Origin of the sequence: Mesorhizobium sp. 8 (assembly GCF_006351905.1) — a bacterium.
Classification (GTDB): Bacteria; Pseudomonadota; Alphaproteobacteria; order Rhizobiales; family Rhizobiaceae; genus Mesorhizobium; species Mesorhizobium composti.
In genome coordinates this window covers 4,183,156-4,203,462 of sequence record NZ_CP040914.1, presented here as the reverse complement: position 1 = coordinate 4,203,462, position 20,307 = coordinate 4,183,156, and the positions used below count along the sequence as shown (strand labels likewise).

Below are 20,307 nucleotides of genomic sequence, written 5' to 3'. Positions count from 1 at the left end.
CCCAAGGTCGCGATAGACTCGCCCGCCCGGCTGTGATTGCCTGCAGGACAAGGGAGGTTCTTGCGGCGTGCAAGGCTGGTTCATCGTCTTCATCGCACTGCTCTACGTCACGCTCCTGTTCGGCGTGGCGAGCCTCGGCGACCGCCGCTCGGCCGTGCATGGACCGGGCAAGGCGCGCCCCTTCATCTATGCGCTCAGCCTCGCCATCTACTGTACGTCGTGGACCTTCTTCGGCTCGGTCGGCCTCGCCTCCGAGCGCGGGCTCGAATATCTCGGTATCTATATCGGCCCGGCAGCGGTTTTCCTGTTCGGCTTCCCGCTGCTGAGGCGCATCGTCAGGCTCGCCAAGGCCGAAAAGATCACCTCGGTCGCCGATTTTCTCGCTGCCCGCTACGGCAAGAGCTCGGCCGTGGCGGCCATAGCGACGCTGATCGCCACCATCGGCGCGGTTCCCTATATCGCCCTCCAGCTCAAGGCGATCTCCGGCTCGGTGAGCCTGATGGTCGAGCACTATACCGGCTCGCCGCCGTCCTTCGACCCGTTCGTCAGCGACATATCTCTGATCGTCGCCATGCTGCTCGCCCTGTTCGCGGTGCTGTTCGGGACGCGTCACGCCGACGCCACCGAACACCAGGACGGGCTGGTTCTGGCGGTCGCGGTGGAATCGGTGGTGAAGCTGGCGGCATTCGTCGCCATCGGCCTGATGGTGACGTTCGCCGTCTTCGGCGGGCCGGGCGACATGATCGGAACGCTGGCGGCGGACCCGCAGGCGCGCCGCGCGATAGGCACCGGCACGTCGCTCGCCACATGGTTGGTGCTCGGCGGGCTTTCCGGCTTTGCCATGCTGATGTTGCCGCGTCAGTTCTACGTCGCCATCGTGGAGAACCGCTCGGAAGCGGAACTGCGCACCGCCACTTGGGTCTTCCCGCTCTATCTCGTCGCCATCAATCTCTTCGTGCTGCCGATCGCCCTGACCGGGCTGGCGCAAGTCGGCGCCGGCACCAGCAGCGATCTCTACGTCCTGTCGCTGCCGCTGCTTTCCGGCCATGACGCGCTCGCCATCATCGCCTTCGTCGGCGGCTTGTCGGCCGCCACCGCGATGGTCATCGTCGAAAGCGTGGCGCTGGCGATCATGATTTCCAACGACCTCGTCATCCCGCTGTTCGTGCGCCGCGTCATCAAGACGGCGGCTTCGGAGAGCGGCGACTGGTCGACGCTGATCCTCAACGTCAGGCGCGCCTCGATCTTCGCGATGCTGTTCATCGCCTTCCTCTACTATCGCGCCAGCACCGACAGCGTCCGGCTCTCCTCCATCGGCCTGATGTCGTTCGCCGCCATCGCCCAGTTCGCGCCGGCACTGATCGGCGGGCTGATCTGGCGGGGCGCCAATGCGCGCGGAGCGGCCCTCGGCATGACGGCCGGCTTCCTGGTGTGGGGCTATACGCTTCTGTTCCCCTCGCTCGCCGCGCCCGACAACACCATCGTCGCGAACGGCCTGTTTGGCTGGGCCGCCCTGAAACCTCAGGCATTGTTCGGGACGCTCGCCGAACCGCTGAACCATGGCGTGCTGTGGAGCCTGTCGATCAACATCCTTTTCTACGTGCTGGGTTCGCTGTCGCGCGCGGCGGCGCCGCTGGAGCGCATACAGGCCGCCATCTTCGTGCCGCGCGAGGCAAACCCGATGCCTTCGCTCAGGCGCTTCCGCACCGCCACCACGGTCAACGACCTCAAGGACACCATCTCGCGCTATCTCGGCGTCGAGCGCACCGAGCGCTCTTTCCAGAGCTTCGCCAGCGACGGCGGCATCGTGCTGCACGGCAACGAGCCGGCGAGCATGGACGTGATGCGCTTTTCCGAACAGTTGCTGGCGAGCGCGGTCGGCTCGTCGACGGCACGGCTGGTGCTGTCGCTGCTCATCAGGCGCAACGACCGCGAGACCAAGGACACGCTGCGGCTGCTCGACGATGCGACGGAAGCGCTCCAGCACAATCGCGACCTTCTGCAGATCGCACTCGACCAGATGGAACAAGGCATCACCGTCTTCGACAAGGATTTTCGATTGACCTGCTGGAACCGGCAGTACCGCGCGCTGTTCGACCTGCCCGACGAGATGGGACAGGTCGGCGTCTCGCTCGACCGAGTCCTGCATTATCTGGCGGAGCGCGGCGACATCGCCGCCGACCAGCATGTCGGCATCCTCAACCGTTTCACCGCCTTCGACGGCCCCTGGCAGATGACGCTCACAACCAGCGGCCGCACCCTGGAGCTGCGCTCGAATCCGATGCCGGACGGCGGCATCGTCGCCACCTATGCCGATATCTCGCCGCGCGTAGCGGCAGAGGAGGCATTGAAACGCGTCAACGAATCGCTCGAGCAGCGGGTGGCGCGCCGCACCGCCGAATTGACCAGCGTGAACGAGGAACTGGCGCAGGCGCAGATGTTGGCTGAGGAAGCCAATCTCGGCAAGACGCGCTTCCTCGCCGCCGCCGGCCACGACATCCTGCAGCCGCTTAACGCAGCGCGGCTCTATTGCGCCTCGTTGATCGAGAAAGCCGGCAAGGGACCGACCGCGCAGGCAGCGGCCAACATCGAATCCTCGCTGGAATCGGTGGAGACGATCCTGGGCGCCGTCCTCGACATTTCCCGACTCGACGCCGGCGCGCTGAAGCCGGAGGAGACGACGTTCCGGTTGGACGGGCTGTTGAAGCAGATCGGCACGGATTTCCGCCCGATGGCGGCGGGCAAGAAGCTCGAACTCGTCATCGTGCCGTCTTCGCTCAGCGTCGCCACCGACCGCAATCTCCTCAGGCGGCTGATCCAGAACCTTGTCTCCAACGCGATCAAGTATACGCGAAGCGGCCGTATCCTTGTCGGGGTGCGGCGGCGCGGATCCCTTGCTGAAGTGCAGGTGATCGACACCGGCATCGGCATAGCCGGCGACAAGCTCGGCACGGTCTTTCACGAATTCACCCGCCTGGACGAGGGGGCGCGCGAAGCGAGCGGCCTGGGGTTGGGCCTGTCCATCGTCGACCGTATCGCGCGCGTGCTGAGGCTGGAAATCCGCATCTTCTCACTGCCGGGCAAGGGTACCCGCTTTTCCGTGCTGATGCCGGTGACGGCGCAGGTCACGGACGACGAAGCGAAGGCAACGTCCCGGTCGCGCCCCGCCAACTCGCTCGCCGGGCTCAAGGTCACCTGCATCGACAACGATGCGCGTATCCTGGAAGGCATGCGGCTGTTGCTGGAGGGCTGGGAATGCAGCGTGACGACGCTTTCAGGCTCGCGCGAGATCGGCGCCGGCCTGAAGCGCCCGGATATCGTGCTGGCCGACTACCATCTCGACGGCGAGACCGGGCTGCACGCCATCGCGGCGATCCGCGCGCTGCACGGCGAGCATATTCCGGCCGTGCTGATCACCGCGGACCGGACAGGGGAGGTGCGCGCCGCCGCGGCGGAGCTGGACGTGCCGGTGGTCAACAAGCCGCTCAAGCCGGCGGTGCTGCGCACGATGATGGCGCGCGTGCGCCCTCTCGCATCGGCGGCGGAATAGGCTTCGGATCAGCCTGCCGCCTGCAGCGGGTCACCGCCGATCCTGGACAGCCGGATCACCGCCTGGGTGCGGCTGTCGACGTCGAGCTTCTGCAATATGGCCGAGACATGCGCCTTGATCGTCGCTTCGGAAACGCCGAGTTCATAGGCGATCTGCTTGTTGAGCAGGCCCTCGGCCAGCATGCCGAGAACGCGGGTCTGCTGCGGGGTGAGCGTCTGCAACCGCTTGATGAGGTCGGAAACCTCGGGATCACGCTCGACGCCGAGGTCGATGCCAATGGGAGCGGCGATATCCCCCGACAACACCGCCTGGATGGCAGAGCGGATCTCTTCCATGCTGGCGGACTTGGAGATGAAGCCGGAGGCGCCGAGATCGAGCGCGCGCCGGATCGTCGCCGGGTCGTCGTGCGCCGAGACCACCACAATCGGCACCGTCGCATGGATGCCGCGCAGCGAGATGAGGCCGGACAGGCCGCTCGCCCCTGGCATGGCAAGGTCTAGCAGGACGAGGTCTATGTCGCCATTGGAAAGAAGCAGCGCCTTGGCGCTTTCGAAGTCACCGGCCTCATGGATGGCGGCAACGGCACCGGTGCCGGCGATCGCCTCGCGCAAGGCACCTCGGAACAGGGGATGGTCGTCGGCGATGACGAAGCGGTGGCCGCCAGGCATAGTCCCTCCCAATCCCCATTCTTGTTATGTCCTGGGATCAGCGATCGGATTATGAGGCCACGGTCGGCGTTTTCAAGCGGCAAAGACTGGAATTGCCGCTTTCAACAAGCTCCCTTTCACGTTTTCTGCGGAGCAGGCTCTTCCTTTTCCATATCCTTGACGATCCCCATGAAGGACCGCAGGAAGCGTTCCATGTAGCTCATCGTCTTGTTGAAATCCTCCTCGCTGGGCAGGCTCGATTCCAGCTTCTGCGACAGAGAATTCTCCAGTTTCGATACACGCTCGTCGAGACCCTTCACCTTGTCCTGGAGCCGGTCGATCTCGTCCTGGAAGGCGCTGCGCTCGTCGGCGGCGACGCGGCAGACGAGTTGGCCTTCCTTCTCCTCGCAGATCGACATGGCGCCGGTCTGGGTGTCCATGCGCACGTAGCCATTGGCGGATTTCTCCAGTCTGTAGCGTTCGACATCGTTGGCGTGGGCGGGAACCGCGACAAGCGGCATCAGGGCAAGGCAGGCAGCAAGGCTGGCAAAACGCATCTCTTCCTCCTTCGTCCGATACCCGTTTCAGCGAGTTTCATGACAGGGCTTTGCGCCCGAAATGGGGACAACCCCGCCCTGCCCTTTTCCGCGCCGGACATTCGCATTATAGGGCGGCAATGTCCGCGATCATCTACAAGATAGTCCCTCAGGCGCTGTGGCGCGAGGCCGAAGCGAAAGGCCGGTTCGACGGCGCGCCCGTGGACCTTGCCGACGGCTTCATCCATTTCTCCACCGCCGACCAGGTGCGCGAGACCGCAGCGCGACATTTCGCCGGGCAATCCGGCTTGCTCGTGGCTGCGATCGACGGAGACAGGCTCGGCCCGGCGCTGCGCTACGAACCGTCGCGCGGCGGCGCGCTGTTCCCGCATCTCTACGGCCCCCTCGCCCTCGACACCGTGTCGTGGGTGAAGCCGCTGCCGCTTGGCGCCGACGGGTCGCACATCTTCCCGCCGCTGGAGGACGAATGAGCGCCTTCGACGCGATCGGCCGGCGCCTGCTGTTCTGCCTCGATCCGGAGCGCGCGCATGGCCTGTCGATCGCGGCGCTGCGCTCAGGCCTGCCGGTCGCCGTTCGGCCGGCTCCCGACAGCCGGCTCGCGGTCTCGGCCTGCGGGCTGACCTTTCCCAATCCGCTCGGCATGGCCGCGGGCTACGACAAGAACGCCGAGGTGCCGGACGCGCTGCTTTCGCTGGGCTTCGGTTTCGCCGAGGTCGGCACGATCACCCCGCTTCCGCAACCGGGCAATCCGAAACCGCGCATCTTCCGGCTGACCGAGGACGGCGCCGTCATCAACCGGCTGGGTTTCAACAACGAGGGCCATGCGGCGGCCGAACGGCGGCTGGTCGCGCGCAAGCGGCGCGGGGGCATCGTCGGCGTCAACATCGGCGCCAACAAGGACAGCGCCGACCGCGTCGCCGACTACGAGGCCGGCGTCGCCCGTTTCGCGGCGCTGGCCTCCTACCTCACCGTCAACATCTCCTCGCCGAATACGCCGGGCCTGCGCACCATGCAGGGACGCGAGCAGCTCGCCGAGCTTCTGTCCCGCGTCGTGGCCGCGCGCGGCAAGGCTGCCGCACAGCCGCCCGTCTTCCTCAAGATCGCGCCCGATCTCACCGAAGCCGACCTCGAAGACATCGCCGCCGAAGTGACCGAAAAGGCCATCGAGGGGGTCATCGTCTCCAACACCACCATCGCGCGGCCGCCGTTGAAATCGGCGAAGGCAACCGAAACCGGCGGGCTTTCCGGGCGGCCGTTGTTCGAGCGCTCGACCGCCATGGTGGCCCGCATGCGCAGGCTGCTCGGGCCGGATCGCATCCTCATCGGCGTCGGCGGCGTCGATTCAGCCGAGACGGCACTGGAGAAAATCCGCGCCGGCGCCGACCTCGTGCAGTTCTACACCGGCCTGATCTATGGCGGGCCGGCGCTGCCGGGCCGGATCGTTTCGGGCCTGAGCCGCGCGCTCGACCGCGAGGGCGCGGCCTCGATCCGGGATCTGCGCGATACCCGTCTCGACGCATGGGCAGCCAAGCCAATCAGCGCATGACGCTTTCTGCGCCAAAAGCACCGGTGTAGCTCTCCGCCATAGCGCGGGCGGCCGCCTCGGACGACCGCAACTGGTCGAACTCGGCGCGCTGGATGCGGCGAGTAAAGCCGTCCATGTCGGGCAGCCGGTGCAGCAGCGAGGTCATCCACCAGGAAAAGCGCTCGGCCGCCCACACCCGCGCCAGCGCGTGCGCCGAATAGGCGTCGATGCCGGCCGCCGAACGCTCCGCATAGAACTCGACCAGCGCATCGGCCAGCAGGCCGACATCGCCGGCGGCGAGGTTCAGCCCTTTGGCACCGGTGGGCGGCACGATGTGAGCGGCGTCGCCGGCAAGAAACAGCCTGCCGAAGCGCATCGGTTCGGCGACGAAGGAGCGTAGCGGCGCGATCGACTTTTCCATCGACGGGCCGGTGGAAATCCTCTCAGCCGTTTCGGCGTCGAGGCGGCGGCGCAACTCGTCCCAGAAGCGGTCGTCGGACCAGTCTTCCACCCGCTCGTCCAGCGGAACCTGCACATAGTAGCGGCTGCGATGGCGCGAGCGCATGGAGCAGAGCGCGAAGCCGCGCTCGTGGTTGGCATAGATCAATTCGTCGGAAACGGGCGGCTTCTCCACCATCAGGCCGAGCCAACCGAATGGATAGACGCGCTCGAAGGTTTGCAGCGCGCCGGCCGGCACGCTGGCGCGCGACACGCCATGGAAGCCGTCGCATCCGGCGATGAAGTCGCAGGCGATCTCGTGGCCGATGCCGTCCTTGACGTAGCGGACCTTCGGCGAATCACCATCGAAACCGTGCAGCGATACGTTCTCGGCCTCGTAGACGGTTGCCGCACCGGACGCCGCGCGCGCGTCCATCAGGTCGTGCGTCACCTCGGTCTGGCCGTAGACCGTGACGGTGCGGCCGACGAGGGCGCGGAAATCGATGCGATGGCGCTCGCCGTCGAAGCTCAGTTCGACGCCGTCATGCACCAGCCCTTCCTCATGCAGCCTGTGCGAAACGCCGGCTCGCTCCAGCAGTTCGACCGTTTTCTGCTCCAGCACGCCAGCGCGGACGCGGCCGAGGACGTAGCCGGCGCTGCGGCGCTCGAGGATGACGGTTTCGACGCCGTGGTTTTCGAGCAGGCGACCGAGCAGCAGGCCGGCGGGACCGGCACCGACGATGACGACTTGCGTGCGTATTTTATTCCCCTCCCCCTCGGCCTGCCGGCTCAGTCGTATCGGTCCACGGCGCGCGACGGCCGGATGCGCAGCGCCTTCACCAGTCCGCGCGCGGTCGTCAACCCTGCCGCCGTCGCTATCGCCATCTGCGGCAGCACCAGCCATTCCAGCGTCCAAGCCGCCCCCGAACGTTCGTTCTCGTGCACCAGCGCCTGGTTGAGCGTACCGAGCAGGCCGGCATTGAAGCGGGCGAGCGCCACCAGCACCTCCGCCGATACGGGATTGGCCTTGTGCGGCATGGAAGACGAGCCACCCGCGCCGGAAATCTCAGCCTCGCCAACCTCGCTCTGTGCCATCAGCGCGACATCCTGCCCGAGCTTGCCGAGCAGGCCCGAGGTCAGCGACAGCCACGCGGCGAAACGGGCGATCCGGTCGCGCTCGGAGTGCCAGCAAGGTGCGTCGGCGAGGCCGAGCGCCTTCGCCATTTCGCGTGCCACCACGTCTCCCTTGCCGTCGAATCCGCTGCGCGTGCCGACAGGGCCTCCAAGCTGCACGACGAAGATCGACGGGCCAAGCCGCCGCAGTTCTTCGGCCTGCCGCTCGAGCGGCGCGCGCCATGTCTCGATCTTGTCGGCGGCGGTGATGGCAAGTGCTCCCTGCATGCGCGTATGCGCCATCAGCGTCACGGCACCGTCGCGGGCGGCCAGGTCGCGCAGGCCGGCCACGAGAGCGTCCAGCCGCTTCTCCACGATGCCTGCGACGCGCTTGAGTCTCAGCATCAGGGCTGTATCGACGATATCCTGGCTGGTCGCGCCCTTGTGCACCGCATCGCCATGCGGCTCGCCCACCGCCTCGCGCAATTGACGCACGAGGTCCGGCACGACGACGCCGTCGCGCGCAAGGCCCTCGGCCAGCCTCTGCCGATCCAGCGAGAATGTCCGACATACGTCTCCGATGCGAGCGGCGGCCTCCACCGCGATCAGGCCCGCCTTCGCCTCGGCGTCGGCAAGCGCCACCTCGACAGCCAGCAACGCCGCCAGTTCGACCTCGTTCGAAAACAGCGCCTCGACCTTCTCGTCACCGACGAGCGCCGCAAGGAACGGCCGGGACGGGGCACCGGTCACCGGACCGCTCCGGGAGTTGCTGGAAGCTCGGTCATGGTCGGCCTTCCCACAGCGGATCGTCGCTCAAACGTCGAAAAACACGGTTTCCTTCTCGCCCTGCAAGCGAATGTCGAACGTATAGGCCACGCCATCCTTGCCTTCGCTACGCGGCGCGATCAAGGTCGGCACGCGTACCTTGTGCTCGACGCGCGCCAGCACCGGGCACTCTGTGTTGGCCGCTTCCTCGTCGGCGAAATACATGCGCGTATGCAGGCCGATATTGATGCCGCGCGCGACGATCCAGAAGGTGATATGCGGCGCTTGCAGGCGACCGTCCTTGTAGGGCACGCGGCCGGGCTTGATCGTCTCGAAGCGGAACTCGCCGGTCACGCCGTCGGTCGGCTGGCGGCCCCAGCCGGTGAAATGCGGGTCGGCCGCGCCGCGCCTTTCCAGCGGGCTGTTGTGCAGGCCGGCGGCATCGGCCTGCCAGATCTCGATCAGCGCGTCCTTCAGCGGCGTGCCGCTGCCGTCCAGGACCCGACCAGTGACGGTTATGCGCTCGCCCTTGGCCTGCGGCCCGACCATGACGCGGCCGAGATCTTCGGGGTAGACGCCGTCGATACCGCACCAGTTCGGCGTCAGGCCGATATGGACGTAAGGTCCCGCCGTCTGAGAGGCCGTTTCCTTCAACATGTCGAGCTTCTGCACCATCAGTTGCCCTCCATGCGGTTCTCGAACAGGGTCGAGCGGCGGCCGCGCAGCACGATGTCGAACTTGTAGGCGAGCGCATCCATCGGCAGCGTGTTGTTGCGGTCCAGCGCCGCGATGAGTTGCTCCACCGCCGCGCGGTCTGGAATGGTCGAGACGATCGGGCACTGCCAGATCATCGGGTCGCCCTCGAAATACATCTGGGTGATGAGGCGCTGGGTGAAGGCATGGCCGAAGATGGAGAAATGGATGTGGGCCGGGCGCCAGTCGTTGACGCCGTTCGGCCAGGGATAGGCGCCGGGCCGGATGGTGCGGAACCAGTAGCGGCCGTCGTCGTCGGTGATGGTTCGGCCGCAGCCGCCGAAATTGGGATCGAGCGGGGCGAGATAGGCTTCGCGTTTGTGGCGGTAGCGGCCGCCGGCATTGGCCTGCCAGAATTCCAGTAACGCGCCGAGAACCGGGCGCCCGTTCTCGTCCAGAATCCGGCCATGGACGATGATGCGCTGACCGATCGGCTCGCCGTCCCTGGAAAAATTATGGATCAGGTCGTTGTCGAGCGGGCCGAGCTGGCCATGGCCGAAGCGCGGACCGGTCATCTCCGACACGGTGCCTTCCATCGACAGCAGCGCGTGCTGCGGCGAGCGCAGCACCGAGGTCTTGTATTGCGGCGTGAAGGCCGGCGGATGCCAGGCCCTGTCGCGCTGGTAGAACGACCCCAGGTCGCGGATCGCGTTCGTGTCCTTGTCCGCCAAAGAAGCGCCCTCCCCGCCTACCGTTCCGCTCCGTCCGCGATCTCAGCATAGACCGTGCGGGCGATCTTGAAAGCATGGTTGGCGGCCGGCACGCCGGCATAAGCGGCGACGTGCAGCAGCGTCTCGCGCACATCGTCGACCGTCGCGCCGGTGTTGCGGGTGGCGCGGATATGCAGGGCGAATTCATCGTCATGGCCGAGCGCGGCCAAAAGGGCGATGGTGACGATGGACCGCTCGCGCAGCGAAAAATGCGGTCGGGTCCACACCGAACCCCAGACGCCTTCGGCGATGAAGGTCTGGAAATCGCGGTCGAGATCGCCAGCCTGCGCGCCGGCGCGATCGACATGTACATCCCCCAGCACCTTGCGGCGGATGGCCATGCCGGCCTCGTAACGAGTGTCGTCGTCAGCCATGGCCGGCCTCGCGCAGATGGTTGTCGATCAGTTCCGCCAGCACGTCCGGGGCCTCCGCACTGGGAATGTGGGCAGCGTCCCCGATCACGGTGAAGCGGGCGCCGGGGATGAGGTCGGCGGTGGCTCGCACCAAGTCCGGCGGCGTCGAACCGTCGTGAGCACCCGCCACGCACAGCGTGGGTGCCGCGATGCGGCCGGCATCGGCGTGCAGGTCCGCATCACGGAGCGCGGCACAAGTGCCGATGTAACCCTCGACGGGCATGCGCACCAGCATGTTGCGCCAGCCGGCGTAGTCAGCCGTACGCTCGCTGCGGAAGCCCGGCGTGAACCAGTTCACAAGGATGGCGTCGGCGATGGAGGCGATGCCGCCGCTGCGGATGGCTTCGACACGGGCGGCCCAGCTTTCGGCCGTGCCGATCTTCGCCGCGGTGCTGCACAGGACCAGCGCCTTGATCCGCTGCGGCGCCCGCGCCGCAAGGCGCTGGGCAATCATGCCGCCGACGGAGACACCGACGACGGCGGCGTTGGCGATGCCGAAATGATCGAGCAAGGCAAGCAGGTCGTCTGTGTGGTCGTCGATCGTGTACGGGCCGGGCGGCGCGTCGGAGAGGCCGTGCCCGCGCTTGTCGTAGAGGAGGATGCGATAGCGTCCACCCAGGCGGTCCGCGACTTCCTGCCAGATGCGGAAGTCGCTGCCCAGCGAATTGCTGAAGACGATCGCGGGCTTCTCACGCTCGCCTCTATCGGCGACATGAAAGGCAAGTCCGTTTGCCTGCACGAACGCCATGGTCAGCGCAGTCCGACGCGATGGAACTGAAGGAGCGGAACGATCCGGACGGGATCGCTCTTGGAATTGAACCACAAACGACCTCTCCGCGCCCTTCTTCGGATCGACAATGTGCGCATGGCGAACATTGCAAGACAATACGAACAAAAGCTACCGCTACCGCCCTAGCTGTCAAGAGCGCGGACGGCAGGAGGCGTCACAGCATGCGCTACGACTTGGCCGCCCTGAGCAGCATGCCGAAGAGGTCGCGGGGTTCGTCGGGATCGGCGAGCAGGTCGAGTTCCTCGTAGAAGCCGGTGGACGCCAGCTTGTCGCGCACGTAGCGCAAGGCGGAAAAATCCTCGGTGGCGAAGCCGACCGAGTCGAACAGGGTGATCTGCTTGGACGCCGTGCGGCCTTCGGCCTTGCCGGTCATCACCTGCCAAAGCTCGGTGACGGGGTGGTCCGGCGCGAGCTGCTGAATCTCGCCCTCGATGCGCGTCTGCGGCGGATATTCGACGAAGATGTCGGAGCGCAGCAGGATGTCCCTGTGCAGCTCGGTCTTGCCGGGACAGTCGCCGCCCACGGCGTTGATGTGGACGCCCGAGCCAACCATGTTGTCGGTCAGGATGGTGGCGTACTGCTTGTCCGCCGTTACCGTGGTGATGATGTCGGCACCTTCCACCGCCTCCTGACCGGACGCGCAGATCACCGTCTCCAGCCCGAGGCCGGCGAGGTTGCGCGCGCATTTTTCCGAAGCCGAGCGGTCGATGTCGTAGAGCCTGACCGTATCGATGCCGACAATCGCCTTGAAGGCCACGGCCTGGAATTCCGACTGTGCGCCGTTGCCGATGATGGCCATGGTACGTGCGCCCTTCGGTGCCAGATATTTCGCCGCCACCGCAGACGTCGCCGCGGTGCGCAGCGCCGTCAGCATGGTCATTTCGGTGAGCAGCATCGGATAGCCGGAGCCGACATCGGCCAGCACGCCGAAGGCGGTGACGGTCTGGCGCCCCTCACGCATGTTCTTCGGATGGCCGTTGACGTATTTGAAGCCGTACAGCGTGCCGTCCGAGGTGGGCATCAGCTCGATCACGCCGTCATGGCTATGGGAGGCGACGCGCGGCGTCTTGTCGAAGGCTTCCCAGCGCAGGAAATCTTCCTCGACATAGGCGGCAAGCTCGGTCAGGAACCGCTCGACGCCGACTGCCAGCACGAGCTTCATCATCGAATCGACGCTGACGAACGGAACGATGGCAAGGCGTGAAGGCTGGGTCATGGTCAGTGTCTCCCGGAATGGCTGCGGGTCGGGCGGTCCATGATGCGGCGACCCATCAGGCTCGCCGTCAGGTCCACCAGCAGCGTGGCGGTGCGGCCACGCTCATCGAGGAAAGGATTGAGTTCGACGAGGTCGAGGCTGGTTACAAGCCCGCTGTCGCTCAGCATCTCCATCGCCAGATGCGCCTCGCGCAATGTAGCGCCGCCAGGAACGGTGGTGCCGACCGCCGGCGCGATCGAGGGATCGAGGAAATCGACGTCGAGGCTGACATGCAGCATGCCGTCGGCCTTGGCGACGCGCTCGAGAAAGGCCCGGAGCAATGCGCCGATGCCGTGTTCGTCAATGGCGCGCATGTCGTGCACCGTAACGCCTGCCTGCTTGAGCGCCGTGCGCTCGGCCGGATCGACACTGCGCAGGCCGAGCGTACAGACCCGCTCGGGATCAACCGGGACGGCAAGGTCAGGGAAATAGTTGCGGAAGCCGGGTTGGCCGCAGGCATAGGCGAGCGGCACTCCGTGCAGGTTTCCGCTTGTCGTCGTGTCCAGCGTGTGGAAGTCGGGATGCGCGTCCAGCCAGAGCACGAACAGCGGGCGTTTCAGATCGGCGGCGCGGCGGGCGACGCCTGCAAGCGTACCGGCGGAAATGGAATGATCGCCACCGAGGAAGATCGGCATGGCGCCGGCGCTTGCCGCGTAGGCGGCTTCGGCGATCGCCGCTGTCCAGGCGGAGATTTCGGGCAAGGCCTTGAGCGCCGGATTCGCATGCGCCATGGGTCGGATCGCGCCCGGCTGGATGCCGCCGAGATCCTCGACCTCATGGCCGAGATCCCGCAACGCCGAGACGATGCCGGCGACACGCAGGCTCGACGGCCCCATATCGCAGCCGGGGTAGGAATTGCCCTCCTGAACCGGCGCTCCAACAATCCTGCATCGCATCGTGTCGATCTCCTGCGTCAGGGCGAGTCAAACACGATCGTCCGTCGGATCGAACAGCGATAATTGCCAATTTGTCGGATATAGTTTGCAATATGATCGGCATCTTTATCATAATGAAAAAATGGATACGCTGGACCGGAAACTGATAGCACTGCTGCGCCACGACGCGCGGCGCAGCATCTCCGACCTCGCGGTCGATCTCGGCGTCTCCCGCGCCACGGTCAAGGCGCGCATGGAAAGGCTGGAAAAGTCGGGCGACATCGTCGGCTATACGGTGATCCTGCGCGCCGATGCGGTCGACCAGCGCATACGCGGCATCATGATGATCGAGATCGAGGGCCACGCCGCCGACCGGGTGGTGCGCGCGCTGGGCGGATTCTCGGAAGTCTCGACCATCCACACCACCAACGGCCGGTGGGACCTCGTGGTCGAGCTCGGCACGTCGAGCCTCAGCGATTTCGACGCCGTGCTGCGCCGTATCCGGCTGATCCCCGGCATCACCGGCAGCGAGACCAGCCTGCTCCTGGCGACGCCGCGCAGCACCAAGGCGTGGATCTGAAAACCATCCGGGCGACCGGCGTCCTCAAGCGATTGCACCTGTAGCGCGCGGACGCCTCAGCACCAGCTTCGTCCTCCCCGCTTCGTGCGATCGTCGCCGTTCCTCGGCCCGGACGCCGCTTCAGACGAAACAATCCGGGTAGGTTTCACGCAACAGTTCGACGTCGGGGATGACGGCGCTGAGATGGACCTTCATGCTGGCGCAGGCGGCCGACACGTCATGGGCGGCGATGGCATCGCGGATCGTCTGGTGCTCGCCGATGACATGCTCCATCCGGCCGAGCGCCGGAAGGGTCATGCGCCGCGCCCGGTCGATCTGCACCTTCACAGGCCGCAGATAGTTCCAGATGCCGGGATATCCCGCGATGCCGGCAATCGCTTCATGAAAAGCTTCGTCGGCCTCGTGGAAACCGTTCGTGTCCTGCCGTCCGGCAAGGAAGCGCTGCCTTGCCAGAATATCATCGAGCCGCGCCACGTCGTCGGCACTCGCTATGGTGGCCGCCCGCTCGACGGTGGCGCCTTCCAGCGCCTTGCGGATGACGACGGCCTCGGGAATGAGCGAGGTGGGAATCGGCGCCACGAAGGTGCCAGACTGAGGATAGACTTCGACCAGTCCGTCCTCGACGAGGCGGATGAGCGCCTCGCGCACCGGCGTGCGGCTGACGCCGAAACGCTCCGTCAGCGCCTTCTCGTTCAATGGGTTGCCCGGCCTGAGTTGCATGGAAACGATAGCCGCGTGCAGTTCGCGGTAGATGGCGTCGGCGGCCGTGGTGCGTACGATCCCAGCCGGACGCGCCTTGGCGCGGGGCGCAGTGCGGGCAGCAACCGCGCCGGCTTCCTGCGCTGCCTGTTCCGCCTTCATCGTTTCCATGACCCGAATCCCATCTTCATCCCGGTTGACATACTAATATATTATTCCCTACCCTTAGCCAACACTCGCAAACGCGCCATGGACAAAATATGCCCGGAAGCGGGCATTTCCGACAAGCCGCTTGCCGCCGGTCCGGACCAGAGGATACCCGTCATGCCGCTCCACCCCGACAGGCTTTTTCCTGCCGAACCCGCAAAGCGGGATATCGCCAGACGGCTCTACGGGCATGTACGCGACCTGCCCATCGTCTCGCCGCACGGCCATACCGATCCTACGTGGTATGCCGAGGACATGCCGTTTCCGGACCCCGCGACGCTGTTCGTCAAGCCCGACCACTACATCTTCCGCATGCTCTATTCGCAGGGCATCGCGCTGGAAGCGCTCGGCGTGCCCCGGCCCGACGGCACACCGGTCGAGACGGACGGGCGCAAGATATGGCGGCTCTTCGCCGACAACTACCACCTGTTTCGCGGCACGCCGTCGCGCCTGTGGTTCGAGCACTCGCTGGAAACGGTGTTCGGCATCGGCGAGCGCCTCGGCGCGGACAATGCCGACAGGCTCTACGACAGGATTTCGGAACAGCTCGCCGATCCGAGCATGCGGCCGCGCGCGCTTTACGAGCGCTTCAACATCGAGGCGATCTCGACCACCGACGCCGCCACCGACGCCCTGGCCGCGCACGACGCGATCCTCGCCTCGGGCTGGAAGGGCCGGGTGGTGCCCGCCTATCGGCCCGATGCCGTGGTCGATGCATCGCGCACCGGTTTTCACACAGCCGTCGAAGGACTCCTTGGCCTTGCCGAAACACCAGCGACCTTTGCCGGCTATCTGGAGGCGCATCGCCGCCGCCGCGCCTATTTCAAGGCGCGCGGTGCGACCTCGACAGACCACGGCCACCCCACGGCTCTGACGGCGAACCTTTCGCAAGCCGACGCCGCAGCATTGTTCGACCGTGTGATGAAGCCGGAAGTCGATGCCCGCGATGCCGAACTGTTCCGGGCGCAGATGCTGACCGAAATGGCGCGCATGAGCATCGAGGACGGGCTGGTGATGCAGATCCATCCCGGCTCCTTCCGCAACCACAACCCGCAACTCTTCGAGACGTTCGGCTTCGACAAGGGAGCCGACATCCCGACCCGCACGGATTACGTGCGCGATCTCAAGCCGCTGCTCGACCTGTTCGGCAACGACCCGCGGCTGACGCTGATCCTGTTCACGCTGGACGAGACGACCTACGGCCGCGAGCTTGCGCCGCTCGCCGGCCATTATCCGGCGCTGCGGCTGGGGCCGGCATGGTGGTTCTTCGACAGTCCCGACGGGATGCGGCGCTTCCGCGAACTGACCACCGAGACGGCCGGCTTCTACAACACTGTCGGCTTCAACGACGACACGCGCGCCTTCTGCTCGATCCCGGCCCGGCACGACATGGCGCGCCGCATCGACTGCGCCTATCTGGCTGAACTGGTTTCCGACCATCGGCTGGAGGAAGACGAAGCGTACGAGGTCGCCCACGACCTCGCCTACAATCTGGCAAAAAAGGCATACCGGCTGTGAGCGCGACGGATCGCCTTTCCAACAGCCGCCTGCGCGACCTGCCTTCGACCGTAGCCCGGCCGGGCTACGACCGCAGCCGGATGCAAACCGGCATCGTGCATATCGGTATCGGCGCCTTCCACCGCGCGCACCAGGCCGTCTACACGGACGCCGTGCTTGCCGGGGGCGATCTCGGTTGGGGTATCGTCGGCGCCTCCCTGCGCAGCGTCGACACGCGCGACGCGCTGGCGCCGCAGGACGGGCTCTATACAGTGGTGGTGCGTGACGGCGGCGGCGAGCGCCTTAGCGTGATCGGCTCCAGCACCGGCCTGCTGGTCGCGCCCGAAAACCCGCAGGCGCTGCTTGCGGCCATGACCGATCCGCAGGTGAAGATCATCTCGCTGACGGTGACCGAAAAGGGCTATTGCCATTCGCCGGCCAGCGGCGAACTGGACGAGGCTCATCCCGACATCCGCCACGATCTCGCTTCGCCGAACCTGCCGCGCAGCGTAATCGGCTTCATCGTCGAGGCGATCGCGCGCCGGCGCGCCGCACGGGTTCGGCCCTTTACGTTGCTCTCCTGTGACAACCTGCCGGCGAACGGCCGAACGCTGAAACGTGTCGTCAGCCGGTTCGCCGCGTTGCGCGACGCCGATCTCGGCCGCTTCGTCGCCGGTGAAATCGCCTGCCCCTCGACGATGGTCGACCGCATCGTGCCGGCTACCACCGACGCCGACCGCGCCGCCGTTTCCCGCGCGCTGGGCATGGAAGACGCATGGCCGATCATGACCGAGCCGTTTTCCCAATGGGTGATCGAGGACGACTTCCCGGCAGGGCGGCCGGCATGGGAGATGGCCGGGGCGACGTTCGTGAGCGACGTCGATCCCTACGAATTGATGAAGCTCAGGCTGCTCAACGGCAGCCATTCGACGCTGGCCTATCTCGGCTATCTGGCCGGGCACGAGACGGTCTCCGACACCATGGCGGCACCCGGCTTTGCGACGCTCGTGCGCTCGATGATGGACGAGGAAGTGACGCCGACCCTGCCGCGGCTGCCCGGTATCGACCTCGAGGCCTACAAGACCGACCTTCTGGCACGCTTCCGCAATCCGGCCCTGCGCCATCGCACGTGGCAGATCGCCATGGACGGCTCGCAGAAACTGCCGCAACGGCTGCTCGGCACCATCCGCGACCGGATCGCGGCGGGGGCGCCCTTCGCCAGACTGGCGCTCGGCGTGGCGGCATGGATCCGCTATGCCGCCGGCACGGACGAAAAAGGCGGGCGCATCGACGTGCGCGATCCGCTCGCCGAGACCATGAGAGAGCGGGCCGAGGGTTGTGCCTCGGCGGCGGAGTTGACGGCGGCGTTCCTGGAACTGGAACAGGTCTTCGGCCTCGACCTTCCGGCCAATCCCCACTTCGTAGCGGCTGTCGAGGCGGCACTGGACGACCTTCTGGCGAACGGGGCGGCTGCCAGCGCGGCGCGTATGGCCGCCGCCTGAACCTATAAGGACGCAGAAAGCGATTGCGCTTGCCAACTGATAGACTAATATATTACTAGTGAAGCCGCGCTACGGGAGAGGCGGCACAGGGAGGAGAACAAGATGCACAAGATCACCCGCAGACAGGCATTGGGCGGCATGGCTGGTATCGCGGTGTTGCCTGCGATGGGCGCCTTCGCGCAGTCCAAGGCGCCGGCTTCGCCCGTCGCCCTCAACATCGTCGATGTCGCCGGCAACCTGGCGCTGACGCAGAAGGCGATAGAGAACTACAAAGAGGCCAAGCCGGAATTCGTTTCCAACATCTCTTTCACCAAGGCGCCGGCGCCGGAGTTGCCCGGCAAGCTGAAGGCGCAGCAGGACGCCGGCCGCGTCGATATCGATCTCGTGCTGACGGGAACCGACGCGCTTTCCGCCGGATTGGAAATGGGGCTGTGGGTGAAGCTCCTGCCCGACGACAGCGGCGCGCTGCCCAAGCTGGCAGACGTCTACCAGGAGCCGGCTGCACGCATGCAGACGCTGGCGCAGGATCACGGCGTGGTGGTGACCTATTATCCGTCCGGCCCGCTCATCGAATACATGCCCGAAAAGGTGAAGACCCCGCCGACCACGGCGGAGGAACTGCTTGCCTGGGCGAAGGAGAACCCCAACCGGTTCCTCTATGCCCGCCCGGCCAATTCCGGCCCCGGCCGCACCTTCCTGATGGGCCTGCCCTACCTGCTCGGCGACACCGATCCCAAGGACCCGGTGAAGGGATGGGACAAGACCTGGGCCTATCTGAAAGAACTGCACAAATACATCGAATACTATCCGACCGGCACCGGCGCCTTGATGAAGGAGCTCGGCGAAGGCACGCGCGACATGACGGTGACGACGACCGGCTGGGACATCAACCCGCGCGTCCTCGGCGTCGTGCCGAAGGAGGCAGCAGTCGGCGCGCTGAAGGGCTTCCACTGGGTGGCCGACGCGCATTACATGTGCGTTCCGAAGGGCGTCAGCGACGAGAAGCTCGCCGTGCTCAAGGACCTGATGGCCTTCCTCCTGACGCCGAAGCAGCAGGCCTTCACCTACGACGAAGGCTATTTCTATCCCGGCCCGGCGGTCAAGGACGTCACCCTCGACATGGCGCCGCAGGAAAGCCAGGACGCGATCAAGGAATTCGGTCGCGCCGAATATGCCGACCTGATCGCCAACAACCCGATCGAGCTGCCGCTGGAGCCTTCGGCCATGGTCACCGCGTTCCGCATCTGGGACGAGCAGGTCGCCGCTGCGCCGAAGTGACGGCTGCCGCCTGACATTTTCGTTCAAGGTCCGGCCTGGGTACGGCCGGACTTCCCTCTACAGTGGAGCCACGACGGATGCTGCTTGCCTCGTCGCAATTCGACGAACTCCGTCTCGACCGCATGAGCCGTTCGTTCGGAACCGTGAACGCGCTCAAGGACATTTCGCTGACCATCCGCAAGGGTGAGTTCATCGCCCTGCTCGGCCCCTCCGGCTGCGGCAAGTCGACCGCGCTCAATTGCCTCGCCGGCCTTCTGGCGACGACCGGCGGCAGCATCTATCTCGACGACCGCCGCCTCGACCAGTTGAAGCCGGAGGATCGCGGCTTCGGCATGGTGTTCCAGAACTACGCGCTGTTTCCGCACATGACGGTCAAGGCCAATGTCGGCTTCGGGCTGAAGATGCGCGGCATGGCGAAGGCCGAAGCCGCGCGGCGGGTGGACGAAGCGCTGGCGCTGGTTCGGCTGGAAACGCAGGGAAACAAGCTGCCGGGGCAACTGTCCGGCGGCCAGCAGCAGCGCGTCGCCATCGCCCGCGCCATCGTCATCGAGCCGCCGCTGGTGCTGATGGACGAGCCGTTGTCCAATCTCGACGCCAAGCTCAGGCTCGAAATGCGCGCCGAGATCAGGCGCATCCATAACCAGCTCGGCGCCACCACCGTTTACGTCACGCACGACCAGGACGAAGCGCTGTCGCTCGCCGACCGCATCGTGGTGCTGCGCGACGGCACCATTCGGCAAGTCGGCTCACCGCGCGATCTTTACGAAAATCCGGACCATCTCGACGTCGCCGAGTTCATGGGCTACCGCAACCGCCTCACTGGTACGCTGGTCGACCGCGACGGCGCACGCGGGACGGTCGATGTCGGCGGCGTCAAATTGTCCGGCACGGTGCGCGGCGACATCGCCACCGGCGGATCGGCCATCGTGGTGGCGCGCTCCGACGACATCACCGTGACGGACGACGAGGCGAACGCGCTGGCGGCGACGGTGGAGACGATCGAATACCGCGGGCGCGAATATGTCGGCACCGCGCGCAAGGCGGACGGCGCGGAAGTCGTCTTCCACGCCGCGCGGCCGGTTTCGGTCGGCAGCCCGGTGTTACTCTCGGTCGACGCCGATCGCATGCTGATCTTCCCGGCTTAAGGCAAGCG

General features: G+C 66.1%; 19 protein-coding genes. 8 read left to right on the top strand and 11 right to left on the bottom strand.

Annotation, left to right across the window (positions count from 1 at the left end; translation table 11 throughout):
* The first annotated feature begins 67 nt into the window (after positions 1–67).
* A complete protein-coding gene (locus FGU64_RS20180) occupies positions 68–3,550 on the top strand; it encodes a PAS domain-containing hybrid sensor histidine kinase/response regulator (RefSeq protein ID WP_139954769.1) in 3,483 nt (1,160 codons plus the stop codon).
* Between the two features lie 8 nt (positions 3,551–3,558).
* Here the strand turns inward: FGU64_RS20180 and FGU64_RS20175 are convergent, their stop codons facing one another.
* Both FGU64_RS20175 and FGU64_RS20170 read right to left on the bottom strand, forming a co-directional pair.
* Complete coding sequence (locus FGU64_RS20175; RefSeq protein ID WP_139954768.1) at positions 3,559–4,218, bottom strand: response regulator transcription factor; 660 nt, start codon at positions 4,216–4,218, stop codon at positions 3,559–3,561.
* A 116-nt stretch (positions 4,219–4,334) separates the two neighbouring features.
* Positions 4,335–4,754: a hypothetical protein gene (locus tag FGU64_RS20170; RefSeq protein WP_139954767.1), complete on the bottom strand. Its 420-nt coding sequence runs from the start codon at positions 4,752–4,754 to the stop codon at positions 4,335–4,337.
* Between the two features lie 119 nt (positions 4,755–4,873).
* Between FGU64_RS20170 and FGU64_RS20165 the strand changes: the two genes are divergently transcribed.
* Positions 4,874–5,224 carry a DUF952 domain-containing protein gene (locus tag FGU64_RS20165; protein ID WP_139954766.1) on the top strand — a complete coding sequence of 117 codons (351 nt, stop codon included), beginning with the start codon at positions 4,874–4,876 and terminating at the stop codon, positions 5,222–5,224.
* Positions 5,221–6,300 (top strand): quinone-dependent dihydroorotate dehydrogenase, encoded by a 1,080-nt coding sequence (locus FGU64_RS20160; RefSeq protein WP_139954765.1) that lies wholly within the window; start codon positions 5,221–5,223, stop codon positions 6,298–6,300. The genes FGU64_RS20165 and FGU64_RS20160 overlap by 4 nt, the downstream gene beginning before the upstream one ends.
* On the opposite strand, the gene pobA is transcribed toward FGU64_RS20160, so the two are convergent.
* The 8 genes from pobA to rocF all read right to left on the bottom strand — a co-directional run bounded on the left by pobA (position 6,290) and on the right by rocF (position 13,412).
* Positions 6,290–7,477: a 4-hydroxybenzoate 3-monooxygenase gene (gene pobA / locus FGU64_RS20155; protein ID WP_139955474.1), complete on the bottom strand. Its 1,188-nt coding sequence runs from the start codon at positions 7,475–7,477 to the stop codon at positions 6,290–6,292. The two genes, FGU64_RS20160 and pobA, sit on opposite strands and share 11 nt — an antisense overlap.
* A 29-nt stretch (positions 7,478–7,506) precedes the next feature.
* Positions 7,507–8,580: a 3-carboxy-cis,cis-muconate cycloisomerase gene (locus tag FGU64_RS20150; protein ID WP_139954764.1), complete on the bottom strand. Its 1,074-nt coding sequence runs from the start codon at positions 8,578–8,580 to the stop codon at positions 7,507–7,509.
* 63 nt (positions 8,581–8,643) lie between these two features.
* Positions 8,644–9,270, bottom strand: coding sequence for a protocatechuate 3,4-dioxygenase subunit alpha (pcaG, locus tag FGU64_RS20145; RefSeq protein WP_139954763.1), 627 nt, complete (start codon positions 9,268–9,270; stop codon positions 8,644–8,646).
* Positions 9,270–10,019 carry a protocatechuate 3,4-dioxygenase subunit beta gene (gene pcaH, locus FGU64_RS20140; protein ID WP_139954762.1) on the bottom strand — a complete coding sequence of 250 codons (750 nt, stop codon included), beginning with the start codon at positions 10,017–10,019 and terminating at the stop codon, positions 9,270–9,272. Before pcaH ends, pcaG begins: the two co-directional genes overlap by 1 nt.
* A gap of 17 nt (positions 10,020–10,036) precedes the next feature.
* On the bottom strand, positions 10,037–10,432 hold the full coding sequence (gene pcaC, locus FGU64_RS20135) for a 4-carboxymuconolactone decarboxylase (protein ID WP_139954761.1): 396 nt from the start codon (positions 10,430–10,432) through the stop codon (positions 10,037–10,039).
* Positions 10,425–11,219 carry a 3-oxoadipate enol-lactonase gene (pcaD, locus tag FGU64_RS20130; protein ID WP_139954760.1) on the bottom strand — a complete coding sequence of 265 codons (795 nt, stop codon included), beginning with the start codon at positions 11,217–11,219 and terminating at the stop codon, positions 10,425–10,427. The genes pcaC and pcaD overlap by 8 nt, the downstream gene beginning before the upstream one ends.
* Positions 11,220–11,427: 208 nt before the next feature.
* The gene (locus FGU64_RS20125; protein WP_139954759.1) at positions 11,428–12,477 is read right to left on the bottom strand and encodes an ornithine cyclodeaminase; all 1,050 of its coding nucleotides are present in this window, start codon (positions 12,475–12,477) and stop codon (positions 11,428–11,430) included.
* Positions 12,478–12,479: 2 nt separating this feature from the next.
* Positions 12,480–13,412 carry an arginase gene (gene rocF, locus FGU64_RS20120; RefSeq protein WP_139954758.1) on the bottom strand — a complete coding sequence of 311 codons (933 nt, stop codon included), beginning with the start codon at positions 13,410–13,412 and terminating at the stop codon, positions 12,480–12,482.
* A 121-nt stretch (positions 13,413–13,533) separates the two neighbouring features.
* On the opposite strand from rocF, the gene FGU64_RS20115 reads away from it, so the two are divergent.
* Positions 13,534–13,971 (top strand): Lrp/AsnC family transcriptional regulator, encoded by a 438-nt coding sequence (locus tag FGU64_RS20115; RefSeq protein ID WP_139954757.1) that lies wholly within the window; start codon positions 13,534–13,536, stop codon positions 13,969–13,971.
* Positions 13,972–14,091: 120 nt separating this feature from the next.
* On the opposite strand, the gene FGU64_RS20110 is transcribed toward FGU64_RS20115, so the two are convergent.
* Positions 14,092–14,832: a GntR family transcriptional regulator gene (locus FGU64_RS20110; RefSeq protein WP_139955473.1), complete on the bottom strand. Its 741-nt coding sequence runs from the start codon at positions 14,830–14,832 to the stop codon at positions 14,092–14,094.
* A gap of 162 nt (positions 14,833–14,994) precedes the next feature.
* Here FGU64_RS20110 and uxaC point away from each other — a divergent pair, with 162 nt between their 5' ends.
* The 4 genes from uxaC (at position 14,995) to FGU64_RS20090 (ending at position 20,299) form a co-directional block, all read left to right on the top strand.
* On the top strand, positions 14,995–16,395 hold the full coding sequence (gene uxaC / locus FGU64_RS20105; protein ID WP_139955471.1) for a glucuronate isomerase: 1,401 nt from the start codon (positions 14,995–14,997) through the stop codon (positions 16,393–16,395).
* The gene (locus FGU64_RS20100; protein WP_246671163.1) at positions 16,392–17,876 is read left to right on the top strand and encodes a mannitol dehydrogenase family protein; all 1,485 of its coding nucleotides are present in this window, start codon (positions 16,392–16,394) and stop codon (positions 17,874–17,876) included. The genes uxaC and FGU64_RS20100 overlap by 4 nt, the downstream gene beginning before the upstream one ends.
* Positions 17,877–17,978: 102 nt before the next feature.
* Positions 17,979–19,154 (top strand): extracellular solute-binding protein, encoded by a 1,176-nt coding sequence (locus FGU64_RS20095; RefSeq protein ID WP_139954756.1) that lies wholly within the window; start codon positions 17,979–17,981, stop codon positions 19,152–19,154.
* A 77-nt stretch (positions 19,155–19,231) separates the two neighbouring features.
* The gene (locus tag FGU64_RS20090; protein ID WP_139954755.1) at positions 19,232–20,299 is read left to right on the top strand and encodes an ABC transporter ATP-binding protein; all 1,068 of its coding nucleotides are present in this window, start codon (positions 19,232–19,234) and stop codon (positions 20,297–20,299) included.
* The last annotated feature ends 8 nt before the right edge of the window (positions 20,300–20,307 follow it).

What these genes read in the sequence shown, in the direction of transcription:
- FGU64_RS20175 (WP_139954768.1), bottom strand. Translation starts at nt 4,218, where the DNA reads ATGCCTGGCGGCCACCGCTTCGTCATCGCCGACGACCATCCCCTGTTC.
- FGU64_RS20170 (WP_139954767.1), bottom strand. Translation starts at nt 4,754, where the DNA reads ATGCGTTTTGCCAGCCTTGCTGCCTGCCTTGCCCTGATGCCGCTTGTC.
- FGU64_RS20165 (WP_139954766.1), top strand. Translation starts at nt 4,874, where the DNA reads ATGTCCGCGATCATCTACAAGATAGTCCCTCAGGCGCTGTGGCGCGAG.
- FGU64_RS20160 (WP_139954765.1), top strand. Translation starts at nt 5,221, where the DNA reads ATGAGCGCCTTCGACGCGATCGGCCGGCGCCTGCTGTTCTGCCTCGAT.
- pcaG (WP_139954763.1), bottom strand. Translation starts at nt 9,270, where the DNA reads ATGGTGCAGAAGCTCGACATGTTGAAGGAAACGGCCTCTCAGACGGCG.
- pcaC (WP_139954761.1), bottom strand. Translation starts at nt 10,432, where the DNA reads ATGGCTGACGACGACACTCGTTACGAGGCCGGCATGGCCATCCGCCGC.
- pcaD (WP_139954760.1), bottom strand. Translation starts at nt 11,219, where the DNA reads ATGGCGTTCGTGCAGGCAAACGGACTTGCCTTTCATGTCGCCGATAGA.
- FGU64_RS20125 (WP_139954759.1), bottom strand. Translation starts at nt 12,477, where the DNA reads ATGACCCAGCCTTCACGCCTTGCCATCGTTCCGTTCGTCAGCGTCGAT.
- rocF (WP_139954758.1), bottom strand. Translation starts at nt 13,412, where the DNA reads ATGCGATGCAGGATTGTTGGAGCGCCGGTTCAGGAGGGCAATTCCTAC.
- FGU64_RS20115 (WP_139954757.1), top strand. Translation starts at nt 13,534, where the DNA reads ATGGATACGCTGGACCGGAAACTGATAGCACTGCTGCGCCACGACGCG.
- FGU64_RS20110 (WP_139955473.1), bottom strand. Translation starts at nt 14,832, where the DNA reads ATGAAGGCGGAACAGGCAGCGCAGGAAGCCGGCGCGGTTGCTGCCCGC.
- uxaC (WP_139955471.1), top strand. Translation starts at nt 14,995, where the DNA reads ATGCCGCTCCACCCCGACAGGCTTTTTCCTGCCGAACCCGCAAAGCGG.
- FGU64_RS20095 (WP_139954756.1), top strand. Translation starts at nt 17,979, where the DNA reads ATGCACAAGATCACCCGCAGACAGGCATTGGGCGGCATGGCTGGTATC.
- FGU64_RS20090 (WP_139954755.1), top strand. Translation starts at nt 19,232, where the DNA reads ATGCTGCTTGCCTCGTCGCAATTCGACGAACTCCGTCTCGACCGCATG.